General features: G+C 45.1%; 11 protein-coding genes. 7 read left to right on the top strand and 4 right to left on the bottom strand.

Features of this window, described 5'->3' with window-relative positions; translation table 11 throughout:
- Positions 1-4: 4 nt before the first annotated feature.
- Both topA and GTQ38_RS12565 read right to left on the bottom strand, forming a co-directional pair.
- Complete coding sequence (gene topA, locus GTQ38_RS12570; protein WP_161435870.1) at positions 5-2,479, bottom strand: type I DNA topoisomerase; 2,475 nt, start codon at positions 2,477-2,479, stop codon at positions 5-7.
- Between the two features lie 138 nt (positions 2,480-2,617).
- Positions 2,618-3,853, bottom strand: a complete 1,236-nt coding sequence (locus GTQ38_RS12565; RefSeq protein WP_161435869.1) for an LVIVD repeat-containing protein — start codon at positions 3,851-3,853, stop codon at positions 2,618-2,620.
- Between the two features lie 161 nt (positions 3,854-4,014).
- Between GTQ38_RS12565 and miaB the strand changes: the two genes are divergently transcribed.
- The 7 genes from miaB (at position 4,015) to groL (ending at position 11,242) form a co-directional block, all read left to right on the top strand.
- Positions 4,015-5,460 carry a tRNA (N6-isopentenyl adenosine(37)-C2)-methylthiotransferase MiaB gene (miaB, locus tag GTQ38_RS12560; protein WP_161435868.1) on the top strand — a complete coding sequence of 482 codons (1,446 nt, stop codon included), beginning with the start codon at positions 4,015-4,017 and terminating at the stop codon, positions 5,458-5,460.
- A gap of 2 nt (positions 5,461-5,462) precedes the next feature.
- On the top strand, positions 5,463-6,728 hold the full coding sequence (locus GTQ38_RS12555; protein ID WP_161435867.1) for a sigma-54 interaction domain-containing protein: 1,266 nt from the start codon (positions 5,463-5,465) through the stop codon (positions 6,726-6,728).
- A gap of 161 nt (positions 6,729-6,889) precedes the next feature.
- Positions 6,890-7,381 carry an LptE family protein gene (locus tag GTQ38_RS12550; protein ID WP_161435945.1) on the top strand — a complete coding sequence of 164 codons (492 nt, stop codon included), beginning with the start codon at positions 6,890-6,892 and terminating at the stop codon, positions 7,379-7,381.
- Positions 7,382-7,867: 486 nt separating this feature from the next.
- Positions 7,868-8,803, top strand: coding sequence for a hypothetical protein (locus tag GTQ38_RS12545; RefSeq protein WP_161435866.1), 936 nt, complete (start codon positions 7,868-7,870; stop codon positions 8,801-8,803).
- Entirely contained in the window at positions 8,803-9,159 is a 357-nt protein-coding gene (secG, locus tag GTQ38_RS12540; RefSeq protein WP_161435865.1) for a preprotein translocase subunit SecG, read from the top strand. Before GTQ38_RS12545 ends, secG begins: the two co-directional genes overlap by 1 nt.
- A 144-nt stretch (positions 9,160-9,303) precedes the next feature.
- Positions 9,304-9,582, top strand: coding sequence for a co-chaperone GroES (locus GTQ38_RS12535; protein ID WP_161435864.1), 279 nt, complete (start codon positions 9,304-9,306; stop codon positions 9,580-9,582).
- A 25-nt stretch (positions 9,583-9,607) separates the two neighbouring features.
- Complete coding sequence (gene groL, locus GTQ38_RS12530; protein ID WP_161435863.1) at positions 9,608-11,242, top strand: chaperonin GroEL; 1,635 nt, start codon at positions 9,608-9,610, stop codon at positions 11,240-11,242.
- 89 nt (positions 11,243-11,331) lie between these two features.
- Here groL and GTQ38_RS12525 read toward each other — a convergent pair whose 3' ends face one another.
- Both GTQ38_RS12525 and GTQ38_RS12520 read right to left on the bottom strand, forming a co-directional pair.
- Positions 11,332-12,402, bottom strand: coding sequence for a DUF3179 domain-containing protein (locus tag GTQ38_RS12525; RefSeq protein WP_161435862.1), 1,071 nt, complete (start codon positions 12,400-12,402; stop codon positions 11,332-11,334).
- Positions 12,399-13,379 (bottom strand): transporter, encoded by a 981-nt coding sequence (locus tag GTQ38_RS12520; RefSeq protein ID WP_161435861.1) that lies wholly within the window; start codon positions 13,377-13,379, stop codon positions 12,399-12,401. Before GTQ38_RS12520 ends, GTQ38_RS12525 begins: the two co-directional genes overlap by 4 nt.
- Between the last annotated feature and the right edge of the window lie 187 nt (positions 13,380-13,566).

Genomic DNA, 13,566 nt, shown 5'->3' with positions numbered 1-13,566 from the left:
TGCCTTAAGACTTTTTGGTCTTCTTTTTTGGTTTTTTCTGAGCTAACAAAGCCTGGACATCTTCAAGCGACATTGCAGAAGGATCCACATCTTTGGAAATCTCAACCTTCGTTTTTCCTTTAATTATATTGTGTCTGCCCCATCGGGCTTTTTCGATTCGAATGTTTTCTTCGGGCCATTCCCTGACAAGTTTTTCAGCCTCTTTCTGCTTTTTAGCCTCTATCAGCTCTTCGATATCGGCCTGGCTCAGGTTGTCAAAATCGTATTTCTTGTTGACGTTGATAAACATTCCGTCCCACTTGATAAAAGGCCCGAAACGTCCTTTACCTTTGGTCACTTCCTTACCTTCATAGCTGGCTATAGGAGCGTCTGCCTTTTGCTTTGCCTGTATCAATTCTATGGCCCTTTCAAGGTCCACTTCGAAGGCGCTTTCTCCCCTGCCCAGGGACACAAACTTCTTACCAAATCGAACATAAGGCCCGTATCTGCCTACATTCGCTTCAATCTCTTCACCCTCATATACCCCCAACTTACGCGGAAGTTCAAAAAGTTCCATAGCTTCTTCATAGGTGATGGTATTGAGAGATTGTTCCGGAAGTAAACTGGCAAACAGCGGTTTCTCTTCTTCTTCCACCGTGCCTATCTGCACCATCGGACCAAAACGCCCTAAGCGAACCGCAACCTGCCTCCCGGTTTTTGGATCAGTACCGAGCACCCGTTCTCCACTGGCCCGGTCTGCGTTCTCCTCCACGTCCTGTACGTTTGGATGGAAGTCTTTGTAGAACTCCTTCATGACTTTCTTCCAATCCTCGTCCCCGGCGGCTATCTCATCGAAGTCTTTCTCTACCTGGGCGGTAAAATTGTAATCGAGGATATTGGCAAAATGACTTACCAGAAAGTCGTTTACGATCATCCCTATATCTGTGGGCACCAGTTTCCCACGGTCTGATCCTATGGTCTCCGACAGGGTTTTATCCTGTATACTCCCTGATTTCAAATGGAGTTGGGTGTACTTCCTCTCAGTGCCATCCACCGTACCCTTTTCCACATAACCTCTGTTCTGAATGGTAGAGATGGTAGGCGCGTAGGTAGACGGCCTTCCGATTCCTAACTCCTCCAGTTTCTTCACCAGAGTAGCTTCAGTATAGCGGTAGGGCGCCCTGGTAAAGCGCTCGGTGGCAGTCATATAATTATTCCTGACCGCTTCGCCTTCCCTTAGTGCCGGCAACATTCCTTCCTGCTCTTCCACCGCGTCTTCCTCATCCCTTCCTTCCAGGTATACCTTCAGAAAACCGTCGAATTTAATCACTTCGCCATTTGCGGAAAAAAGCTCCTGATGGGTATTGGCTTTTATTTTTACATTGGTGCGTTCCAATTCTGCATCACTCATTTGAGATGCCAGCGTACGCTTCCATATCAGTTCATATAACCGCAGCTGGTCGTTTTCTACGTTAGGCGATTGAAGGGACATATCTGTAGGGCGTATCGCTTCGTGCGCTTCCTGAGCCCCTTTGGATTTTCCGGTAAAGTTCCTGACCTTGCTGTAGGACTCCCCGTAATTGGTTATAATGGCATCTTTGGCCGCATTGATAGCCTCATTAGATAGATTAACACTATCTGTTCTCATATAGGTAATAAGCCCGGCTTCGTATAAGCGTTGGGCTACCTGCATGGTGCGGGAAACTGAAAAGTACAGTTTACGCGAGGCTTCCTGTTGTAAAGTGGAAGTCGTAAATGGTGCCGCCGGTGTTTTTTTTGCAGGCTTCTTATCCAGTGAAGTAACCGAAAAGTTAGCTCCTATATTCTTTTCAAGGAAGTTCTGAGCCTCTGTCTTTGAGCCAAAGGTTTTACCCAATCTGGCCATGAAAGGGTTTCCTTCATCATTGGCGAATTCCGCGGCCACCCTAAAGGAGGCTTCAGGATTAAAGGCCTCTATACTTCTTTCCCTTTCAACGATCAAGCGTACGGCAACGGATTGCACCCTCCCGGCGGAAAGGCCCGGTTTTATTTTTTTCCAGAGTACAGGTGAAAGTTCATAACCAACCAGACGATCAAGGACACGCCTGGCTTGTTGGGCGTTTACCAGGTCGTAGTTGATGTCCCTGGGGTTTTCTATGGCCTTTTGAATGGCGGATTTAGTAATGGAATTAAAAACTATCCTGCGGGTCTTACTTTTATCCAGTTTTAAGGTTTCCACCAGATGCCATGAAATAGCTTCCCCTTCCCGGTCTTCATCACTGGCCAGCCAGATAGTTTCAGCATTTTTTACCAGATCCTTCAATTTTCGGACCAGGGTTTTCTTTTCCTGGTCAACGATGTACTTGGGTGTAAAATCATTCTCGACATCCACACCAAGCTCCTTTGACGGCAGGTCCGCGATATGTCCGAAACTCGAAGTTACTTTGAAATCTTTACCAAGGAATTTCTCGATGGTCTTGGCCTTAGCAGGAGACTCTACGATTACTAAATTCTTTGCCATTCATGCTTTTTTGAAGGAACAAAAGTATAGTAAAATTTTTATTTCGGGTTATCTCTATGTTATTTGCCATAAAAAAACACCCTGCAAATACAGGGTGTTTATGGGTATAAACCCAGATTTGAATAGTTATTGATACACTTATAATTCCAGGGTACTGATCAGGCGGATCTCATCTTGTAAATACTCGTATTGATACAGAACCTCATCACCTACCATCAGCAAATGATCTTCCATCGGGATAACGTCAAAAGTGATGATATCCTTGAAGTGATTTAAGGATATCAGATCTTCAACATCTGTTTTGTCATAAACCTTAAGGCCGGAAGATCCATCACATATGAACAACTTCTCATCTTTAATTCCAAGGCCATAAGGTTCATCCATGGGATAACTGATCTTCAGTGTAGGCGCGGTTATTTCGGAAATGTCTACAATAAAAAGTCCGCTTTCTTCCGCCCCGCAGAGACTGCCACCCCTCAGGGTAACATAGGCGTAATCCCCATCAACTACAACGGGGTCACAGGCGGTACCGTGCCTAAACTCTGAAACAAACGTCGGGGTAGCCGGCGTAGTGATATCATATATATACATGCCTTGCATGCTCCCGATAAACAAATGTTGTCCCCGATTAAAAATGGTTTCAATATCAAAACCGGCAAAAACGTCTTCCAGGTCTTTAGGGTTCTCAAGGTCAGAGATCTCAAATACATTGATATTATGACTGTCTACCGCATATAGATAGTCGTCCACGATCTTAAAGCGTGCCAGGGAACCGCCTTGTCCTGTGCCGTCGTTAGCAGACTCGGCTACAGCCAGATCATCCAGGAACAAACCAGGTTGCACTTCTTCTATCAATCTTCGCTCACTGACAACTTCCCATCCTACCAGGATCTCATTTTGGTAGTCTATCCCATCGTACTCGAAAATATCCGCGGCCGGCCAGACTACATTGTCGCGCAGTACATCCCTCATTCTGTTTACTATCTGAATGTTGTCAATATCCGAAATATCAAACACCATTAAATCCGTGAGGCTGTCCGCATAGAGATAATCGTCCTTGACAGAGATGTCTACATTTCCGGCAATTTTAATAAAGGAGATCTTTTGAGGAGAAGACGGGCTGCTGTTATCTATAACATGTACTCCTTTATATTTATCATTGACAAAGACATAGTCCTTGTAGGCATAGATCTTTCCTGATTCATCTATAGGTAGCGGACCGATAATATCCACACTGTTCTCAAATTCCTCAAGGGTCATTGTTAAAGGTCTTGCAACCAGGTAGTCGGCGTACTTGTCATCTTGATTGTCATCATCACAGGAAAGTGTCCAGATAGTAATGAATGCCAGGAGGAGCAGGGTTGTTCTTTTCATAGTTTGTTTTTTTAATTGTTATTGGGCTGTCAAAAAATAGATACGGAGGCTTTTCCGGCGTTGCGTATAATTTCATAAATAATTAACTGTCAATTTGTCACAAAATTTTATAAAGTACTATCTTTGCTGATCGCAAAAGATGCGTCGCAAGAGTGCAGATCATGGAGAAAACTATAGACGAATCGGTTCAGGGAACAGCCCTTGTGCTTAAGGATAAGGGAAGTAATTCCAGAAAGCTTTACATCGAGAGCTACGGCTGCCAGATGAATTTTTCTGATAGCGAGATAGTGGCTTCCATACTGGCCCAGGAGGGCTTTAACACCACTGAGAACATTGAAGAGGCAGACCTCGTACTGGTAAATACCTGTTCTATACGCGAGAAGGCAGAACTAACCGTTCGAAAACGCCTTGAAAAATTCAATGCGGTTAAGAAGACCAGACCACATATTAAGGTAGGGGTGCTAGGTTGTATGGCTGAACGGCTTAAGAGTCAGCTATTGGAAGAAGAGAAGATAGTGGATATGGTCGTGGGGCCAGATGCCTATAAAGACCTTCCCAACCTTGTACAGGAAATAGATGCGGGTCGGAATGCAGTAAATGTCATCCTTTCTAAAGAGGAGACCTATGGCGATGTGGCTCCGGTACGTTTGAATTCAAACGGGGTAACCGCTTTTGTTTCCATAACCCGGGGATGCGACAATATGTGTACTTTTTGTGTTGTACCCTTTACGAGAGGAAGGGAAAGAAGCAGGGATCCTTTATCCATATTAGAGGAAGTTAACGACCTCTGGGAGAAAGGTTTTAAAGAGGTAACGCTGCTGGGGCAAAATGTGGATAGTTATTTATGGTATGGGGGAGGACTTAAAAAGGATTTCGAAAAAGCCTCTGAAATGCAAAAAGCCACGGCGGTGAATTTTGCAAAGCTTTTGGAAATGGTTGCCCAGGCGCAACCTAAAATGCGCTTTAGGTTTTCTACTTCCAACCCTCAGGATATGACTTTAGACGTTATCGAGACTATGGCGCGATACCGGAATATTTGCGATTACATCCATCTACCAGTTCAAAGTGGCAGTAACCGGATACTCAAGGCCATGAACCGACTTCACAGCAGGGAAGAGTACTTCACCCTGATAGATAACATCCGAAGGATCAATCCGGATTGTGCGATTAGTCAGGATATGATAGCCGGCTTTCCAACGGAGACTGAGGAAGACCATCAGGACACGCTTTCCCTGATGGAATACGTGAAATACGATTTCGGTTTTATGTTCGCCTATTCGGAACGACCGGGTACTCTGGCTGCGAGAAAACTTGAAGACGACATCCCGGAAGAAACCAAGAAACGAAGGCTGAGAGAGATCATAGCCTTGCAACAGCAACACGGGCTGTACCGAACACGGCAGCATCTCGGTAAAACGGAGGAAGTGTTGATAGAAGGGCTTTCTAAAAAGTCCACAGATCACTGGATGGGGCGTAACTCCCAAAACACCGTGGTGGTTTTCCCAAAAGAGCATTATAAAGTAGGGGATTTTGTCAATGTACGTATTGATGACTGTACCTCGGCGACTTTGCTGGGAGAAGCAGTTGGCTATTCCGAAAACAACTAGGTATGGAAAATGTACAGGCCATAAAGCAGCGTTTTGAGCTCATTGGTAACGATGTAAAACTGAATCGGGCTCTGGAGAAGGCTATTCAGGTAGCCCCTACGGACATTTCTGTACTGGTTACCGGAGAAAGTGGAGTGGGTAAGGAATCTGTACCTAAGATCATACATTCGCTATCTCACAGAAAACACGCCAAATACATAGCGGTAAACTGTGGCGCTATTCCTGAAGGCACCATAGACAGTGAGCTATTCGGGCACGAAAAGGGCGCTTTTACCGGGGCAACACAAACAAGGAGCGGCTACTTTGAGGTTGCCGATGGCGGGACCATCTTTCTTGACGAGGTTGGGGAATTACCACTTACTACCCAGGTGCGCTTGCTAAGGGTACTGGAAAATGGGGAATTCCTGAAAGTGGGTTCTTCTCAGGTTCAGAAAACTGATGTGCGCATTGTTGCGGCCACCAATTTGAATATGATTGAGGCCATTAAAAAAGGAAAATTCCGGGAGGATCTTTATTACCGGCTGAGCACGGTGGAAATTCATATTCCACCACTCAGGGACAGGCAGGGAGACATCCATTTGTTATTCCGAAAATTTGCCTCGGATTTTGGCCAGAAATACAAAATGCCAACCATTCGCCTGGAGGAAGACGCGGTACAGTTGTTATTGAAATACCGATGGCCGGGTAACATCAGGCAACTCCGAAATGTAGCGGAACAGATCTCAGTTTTAGAAGAAGGGCGGAATATTTCGCTGGCCACGCTGAACAGTTACCTGCCTAATGCGGGAGACTCTAATTTACCTGCGGTAATCAGCAAGGACTCAAGCGACAGCAATTTCAACAACGAAAGAGAGATCCTCTACAAAGTGCTTTTCGATATGAAGGGAGACCTGAACGATCTCAAAAAGCTTACCCTGGAGCTGCTAAAGTCTAGTGACACCGCCAAGGTACAGGAAGAAAACGAAACTTTGATCCAGAAGATCTACGGCACCAATGGTGAACCTGTCCGTGAAGAAGAAGATGCGCCTTTGGAGGTATTACCTTTGCCCGAGGCCCGGACGGAACCTCAACCTCCTCCACAGCAGGAAGACAAATATCACTTTGCTGAAGAGATCCAGGAAGAGGAGACCCTGTCCTTACAGGAGAAGGAAATTGAACTGATCAAAAAGTCTTTAGAGCGAAACAGGGGTAAACGGAAAGCCGCTGCCGCTGAGCTGGGAATATCTGAAAGAACGCTCTATCGGAAGATCAAGCAATACGATCTATAGTTTGGAATCACTCGGTTTGAGGTTAAAAGTTTCCGAAAGTTGTTGAGAATTACAAAATTAAATTGTCTATTTGGGTTGGTTATGCCTGATATAATATGGTCCGTAACTTAGTCACGATGTACAAACAACTTTTAAAATCCTGGTCTTTTAGAAACGCAGCCATGCTGTTCTTCGCTTTGCTTATCTCTGGCTGCGGGGCCTATAATTTTACCGGAGGGGATGTGGGCGACGCAACAACTTTCCAGGTAAACTACTTTCAGAATTACGCTTCTCAAAGCCCTGGCTCTACTTTTGATCCTGCGCTGGATCGGGACTTCACCTTATCCTTACAGGACGTCATCCTGAACCAGACCAGTCTGGACCTGGTTAGCTCTAACGGAGACCTGTTATACGAGGGTGAGATCGTGGAATACCGGGTATCTCCGATGACGGCAACGGCAGAACAAACAGCAGCCCAAAACCGTCTGACCATTGGGGTCAATGTACGTTTCTTTAATCGCACCAAGGAAGATTCGGATTTTGAAAGGCGCTTTTCTTTCTTCTTTGACTTTGATGCGAATTCACAGTTGGCTTCGGTAAGGGATGAAGCTCATGAGGCGATCTTTGAAAGGATCAATCAGGATATATTCAATGCTTCTCTGGCGAATTGGTGAGTTCAGTTGACAGTGAACAGTGGGCAGTAAACAGTCCTCCTTCGCTAAAGCTTCGGAGGATGAATACATAAGAGTTATTATGTCAGGTCGAGCGCAGTCGAGACCTAATTTAGGATAGTGCCATAAACAGTCCCGATAGCTATCGGGAGTGAACAATAAACAGTTACCCCATTAACTATCCGATGGTCCAATATTCCAAAAGCCCAACCATCTATCCGTCTAACAATCCAACAATCTACCCATCTAACTGTCTAATCGTCTAACAGTCTAACTATCCAACTATCTAACCATCCAATAGTCCAACTATCCAACAGTCTAACTATCCAACAGTCCAACCATCCAACCATCCAATAATCCATTTCCAAATTCTCAAATTTTCAAATCTTCAAATTACTACATTGCTACATTTTCACATTCTCAACCCTCTTCTCCTTTTTGCTTCTAAACCCCAAGTTACTTACCTTAGGCCTCCATTAAGGAATACACATGAAAGTTTCGGACTTCACATACTTATTGCAGCACCCGGACAAGGTAGTAGATCCGGTGCAGACCAAGCATCTGGAAGATGTTCTTGAAGAGTATCCTTATTTTCAAGCCGCCCGGGCCCTTCATCTTAAGGGCTTAAAAAATCTTAACAGTTTTAAATACAACAATGCCCTAAAAGTTACGGCTGCCTATACGGCAGACCGGGATATACTGTTCGATTTTATCACCTCCAAGGAATTTCTGCAGAACAGTATAGCCGATACCATCTCTGGTAAAACCCCGCCCTTAGGCGAAAAGGAGATCATCTCGGAAGAGATCATTCCGGATCCGGAGACCGAACCTTCGCTGATCGAGGAATCTGAAGATCTTCCACTACCCCGTTCCGCAAAAGACGCGGATACCATACTGGATCCTTCCCTCTTCAAATCAAAAGACCCTGCGGTTGATAAGGCTATTGAAGCGGATCGTAAAAGAGCAGCTGAGGAACTGGAACTTGGAAAACCAATTGCGTTCAGTAAAAAAGAAAAATATTCCTTTGGAGAGTGGCTGCAACTCACCAATTTGAAATCCGTAAAAAGAAAACCTAAGGAGGTCGATAATTCCAAGGCCAAGGATCTTAAGGAAATTCATTTCCCCCTGGATGAAGATCTGGCCAAAAAGAAGAAATTCGACCTGATCGATAAGTTTATAGCCCATAATCCAAAAATTGTCCCGAAAGAACATGTAGACATCGAGATAGATATCAAAGAGTCTACTAAAATGGACAAAGAGGAATTGATGACGGAGACCCTGGCGAAGGTCTACCTGGAGCAGAAAAAGTACAAAAAAGCCATACAGGCCTATAAGATTTTAAGTTTGAAATATCCGGAAAAAAGTGGTTTCTTTGCAGACCGAATTAAAGCGGTGGAAAAAATTCAACAAGAAAAATCAGATTAATGAGTACTTTTTCAATCTTCCTGATCCTCATCATCGTAGTTTGCTTTCTTTTGGTTCTGGTGGTTATGGTTCAAAACCCAAAAGGTGGCGGACTTTCTTCTTCCTTTGGAGGTGGTGGCAACCAGGTTGTCGGTGGTGTGAAGAAAACGGGAGACTTCTTAGATAAGAGTACCTGGACACTGGCTACATTACTGATCGTACTGATACTGTTATCCAATGTAGCTTTGAAAGGTAGTTTCGCAGATGCAGAATCCAAATTACTCCAGGGAGACGATATAGAAAATGCCATTCCCGAGGAACTTCCGGAAGAATTACCTGCAACGGATGGTAACAGTCCTTCAGATTCAATTCAGTAAGGTTCTATCGAAAAAATATTTTGAAATGCCAGCATGAATGACAAGCTGGCATTTCTTGTTTTACAAACTGTCAGTTTTCAGCTATTGGCATAATTTCTGCCTAAAGAAAACATGAAAATTTAAAATCTAAAAACGAAAATCAATATGGCTAAAGTTAACATCAAACCACTGGCGGACAGGGTCCTTATTGAGCCCATGGCGGCAGAGACCAAAACCGCTTCCGGTATTTTTATTCCGGATACCGCAAAGGAAAAACCTCAAAAGGGCAAGGTAGTAGCGGTTGGCCCTGGCACTAAAGACGAACAGGTCACGGTAAAGGTTGGAGACACCGTACTTTATGGGAAATACTCTGGAACTGAACTTAAACTGGACGGTTCAGATTATTTGATGATGAGGGAAAGTGACATTTTAGCGATCATATAAAAACCGATTAAATTATCTATAGACAATGGCAAAAGACATAAAATTTGATATTGATGCCCGCGATGGCCTTAGACGAGGGGTAGATGCCCTGGCCAACGCGGTAAAGGTAACCCTGGGACCAAAAGGAAGAAACGTTATCGTAAGTAAATCGTTCGGTGCTCCTCAGGTTACTAAAGACGGGGTAACCGTTGCCAAGGAAATTGAATTGGCAGACCCTCTTGAGGATATGGGTGCTCAAATGGTAAAAGAAGTGGCCTCTAAAACAAACGACCTCGCGGGGGACGGTACCACAACCGCCACAGTGCTGGCTCAGGCCATCGTAAAAGAAGGATTGAAGAACGTTGCGGCAGGGGCTAACCCCATGGACCTCAAAAGAGGAATAGACAAGGCTGTTGACGCAATCGTGGAAAACCTTTCCAAACAATCCAAAAAAGTTGGTGATTCTTCTGAAAAGATCACCCAGGTAGCTGCCATCTCTTCCAATAATGACGAAATGATCGGGGCTTTGATCTCAGAAGCTTTTGAAAAAGTAGGGAAAGAAGGTGTAATCACTGTAGAAGAAGCCAAAGGAACAGATACTTATGTAGATGTTGTTGAAGGTATGCAGTTCGATAGAGGTTACCTCTCTCCATACTTCGTTACAGATTCAGAAAAAATGACAGCAGATCTGGATAGCCCTTATGTGTTGTTATTTGATAAGAAGATCTCTACAATGAAAGATCTTCTGCCCGTGTTAGAGCCTGTTGCTCAGTCAGGAAAACCCCTGTTGATCATCGCAGAGGATGTAGATGGCGAAGCACTTGCCACCCTTGTTGTGAACAAGCTAAGAGGTTCTCTTAAAATTGCAGCGGTAAAAGCTCCCGGCTTCGGTGATCGCAGAAAAGCCATGTTGGAAGACATCGCCATTCTAACTGGTGGCACAGTAATCTCTGAAGAACGCGGATTCTCCTTAGAGAACACCACTTTGGATATGCTGGGTAGCTGTGAAAAGATCACCATAGACAAGGACAATACGACTATCGTTAATGGATCAGGTGCTGCAAAACACATCAAGACCCGTGTTGGTCAGATCAAATCACAGATAGAGACCACTACCTCGGATTACGACAAGGAAAAACTTCAGGAACGTCTCGCCAAATTGGCGGGAGGGGTAGCCGTACTTTATGTTGGTGCAGCCTCTGAGGTAGAAATGAAAGAAAAGAAAGACCGGGTAGACGATGCACTTCACGCTACCAGGGCTGCTGTTGAAGAAGGAATTGTCGCTGGTGGTGGAGTAGCCTTAGTACGCGCTCAAAAGATACTTTCTAAAGTTGAAGTAGAGAACTCTGACGAAGAGACCGGATTGCAGATCGTTGCAAGGGCTGTTGAATCTCCACTTCGCACCATCGTTGAAAACGCCGGTGGTGAAGGTTCTGTAGTAGTTGCCAAGGTAAATGAGGGCAAAGGAGACTTTGGCTACGATGCCAAGTCCGAAAAATACGTGGATATGCTGAAAGCAGGGATCATCGATCCTAAGAAAGTAACCCGAATCGCGCTTGAAAATGCGGCTTCGGTTGCCGGAATGATCCTAACTACGGAATGTGCTCTTACGGATATTAAAGAAGAGGCTCCTGCCGCAGCACCTCCGATGGGAGGAGGCGGTATGCCGGGTATGATGTAAGCCCGTTGGCCCATTCATAAAAATGAAACCGCCCTGACATTGAATCGTCAGGGCGGTTTTGTGTTTAGGCATTCGGGTATATATAAGAGTTAGCTGCCATAGAGCTCAGTAGTATAAAAAGCAGGGATGGAAAACCAATAGGCCATAAATGAGGAGGAGGTTTTGAGGCTTTGCCCGGTCCGCGGACCTGATACGGCTTCCCCAAAAATGTTCCAGCTGTTTCCTTCATTATCACTTAATACGACCTCGGAACCATTGAAATCATAGGTGTATTGCAGGCCACCCTTGTCTCCATCCAGTTCAAAGGACGCCATAAAATTCGCATTGCCCACGATAAGGTATTCCTTTCCATTAAAGGTATCCCGTATAAGGTTTTCAGCAATAAGGTCAGCAAAGCGGTAAGCCTTGGCATCGTCACCATCTATTATGGCGTGGATACGTTCTTTGGAAGGCAGGCGATCGTCTACCGGTACCGGGAAAATAAAAAATTCATTGTTGGTGCGGTAGTCCACATAGGGGTAAACTCCGTAAGTGCGCGAAAAGCCAGTATTCAGACTTAGGATTTTGGTATCCGGATACATGGTCTTCCAGGTTTTCCAATCAGTTTCAACCAGGGTGACAAGCTCCACCTTCTGCCCTATCAACTGCCCGTTTACGGACTCGTTGAGGATTTGAGACCAGTTGCTGCGCGTAGCCCTGTCAAAAGGAATGAGGTTGGTATTGTACAACAGCCCGGAAACACCAAAGGTGGTCTCCTGCCCGTTAATGATCCGGTTCCATCCTATGCCGGTGCCTGTCAGCGGACAATAGGTAACCGCCATGGAAACATCCCCAATATTGTCGTTTACAATCTCATGCCAGTCCAACACAATATGCTGGTAAGCCCTGATATCATCCCCGTTCTTAAATCCTAATACCAGATCAGAATCCAATAGCAAAGCGGCATTGTCCGCCACCGTAAACCCGGGATTCTCCAATGCCGGGATCCCGTCCCTGCCAGGTCCACCATCAAAAACATCCGCAACAGGAATGCTCCAGACATCTGAGGTGCCAGAATCGTCGGTGGACTCTGTACCTCCACCTGTTTCTTCTGTAGTACTGGAAGAGCTACATGAGAACAGCAGCCCTATCAGTACCAGTAGTAAAACTTCCTTTTTCATTCGCTTACATTTATGAGATTATCATTTTTCACTTTGAATTTATAAGTCATGCCGGCAGTTACCCGGAGCGTAGGCGTAAGTTGCGTGCCTTCCACAAAACTGTAGAGGGGTAATTCCAACCTTGTGGTAATCGCGATGTTCGGATTGATCTGTGCACTTAATTCCGGTCGGACAAATACCCATTCCCCTCCGGTATTTGGAAGGTCTACCTTATTGATGCGGTCTTCCTTCGCCTTTCTATACTTAAAAACAATCCCCGGATTGAATACCGTATTAAACAACAAGAACTGATCTGTATATCCCAGGTTGCCCTGAATGACATCACCGAATTCATAGACAGAAGTGTTGTTCAGGTATTCATCATTTTCACCGGTTAACCTGTAAATAAAGCTTGCGGATAGTGTTGCCGATGGCCGGAAACCCAATCCTTTTGAAAAGGAGAGCCAGCCTAATCCATCCCATGCCCCGCTGCCGGGTTGCAGATCTGCCGTGAGCTGTATGCCCTGGTCTGTGGTTAAATCCGATCTCCCAAAGGGAGCCTTGGCGCCCACACCAATACTCAGTACGGTCTCTGCTCCAAGTACATTAGGAAAGGCGTATTTTACTAACAGCACCGCGTCTCCAATACCCGTGGTTTCCGTAAGGCTTTCATTCCCGAATTGGGTTATGGTCCTGGTCTGGTTTACCCAGGTAAAGAGGCTTTCTATAGAAAAACGGTCAGAAAAAGCATATCCAATCCCCAACAGGACAGAATTGGTGTTCCGTTCCCTGGAATCATCGTCCAAGGTATTGGAACCGGCATTCAGGGTATTCAGATTATTGTAGTCGTAGTTTAATCCTAACTGGAAAGATCCTTTGCCCTCATTAGACATCCCCAAATTATTAGACAAAGGCACTCCTCCTGAACAACAGGTTTGGGTATAGGCCTGCTGCCCAAACAGAAAAACCAACGTAATGAAGGTCATCCGGTTGTACATATATAAGGATGTTGCCCGATTTTAGTGGTCGAAATCCGGGAATCCTTACACAAAAGGCTGGAATAAATGCGGTTTTAACGGTGAAAACCCATGCCTGGCCACTTAAAAGCAGAATATATCAGGAAAGTTGGCAATTACTAAAGGAGGTGTTTCCTGTCACATCGAGCGCCCGCCTGATCCACATAGT

The sequence above is a fragment of the Poritiphilus flavus genome (assembly GCF_009901585.1).
Taxonomy (GTDB): domain Bacteria; phylum Bacteroidota; class Bacteroidia; order Flavobacteriales; family Flavobacteriaceae; genus Poritiphilus; species Poritiphilus flavus.
Note: the sequence above shows the minus strand (reverse complement) of the source record. Positions and strands in the feature narration are given on the sequence as shown.

Excerpts from the sequence above, each read along its gene's own strand:
- secG (WP_161435865.1), top strand. The coding sequence starts at position 8,803 with ATGAGTACTTTTTCAATCTTCCTGATCCTCATCATCGTAGTTTGCTTT.
- miaB (WP_161435868.1), top strand. The coding sequence starts at position 4,015 with ATGGAGAAAACTATAGACGAATCGGTTCAGGGAACAGCCCTTGTGCTT.
- topA (WP_161435870.1), bottom strand. The coding sequence starts at position 2,479 with ATGGCAAAGAATTTAGTAATCGTAGAGTCTCCTGCTAAGGCCAAGACC.
- GTQ38_RS12520 (WP_161435861.1), bottom strand. The coding sequence starts at position 13,379 with ATGTACAACCGGATGACCTTCATTACGTTGGTTTTTCTGTTTGGGCAG.
- groL (WP_161435863.1), top strand. The coding sequence starts at position 9,608 with ATGGCAAAAGACATAAAATTTGATATTGATGCCCGCGATGGCCTTAGA.
- GTQ38_RS12550 (WP_161435945.1), top strand. The coding sequence starts at position 6,890 with ATGCTGTTCTTCGCTTTGCTTATCTCTGGCTGCGGGGCCTATAATTTT.
- GTQ38_RS12555 (WP_161435867.1), top strand. The coding sequence starts at position 5,463 with ATGGAAAATGTACAGGCCATAAAGCAGCGTTTTGAGCTCATTGGTAAC.
- GTQ38_RS12565 (WP_161435869.1), bottom strand. The coding sequence starts at position 3,853 with ATGAAAAGAACAACCCTGCTCCTCCTGGCATTCATTACTATCTGGACA.
- GTQ38_RS12535 (WP_161435864.1), top strand. The coding sequence starts at position 9,304 with ATGGCTAAAGTTAACATCAAACCACTGGCGGACAGGGTCCTTATTGAG.
- GTQ38_RS12545 (WP_161435866.1), top strand. The coding sequence starts at position 7,868 with ATGAAAGTTTCGGACTTCACATACTTATTGCAGCACCCGGACAAGGTA.
- GTQ38_RS12525 (WP_161435862.1), bottom strand. The coding sequence starts at position 12,402 with ATGAAAAAGGAAGTTTTACTACTGGTACTGATAGGGCTGCTGTTCTCA.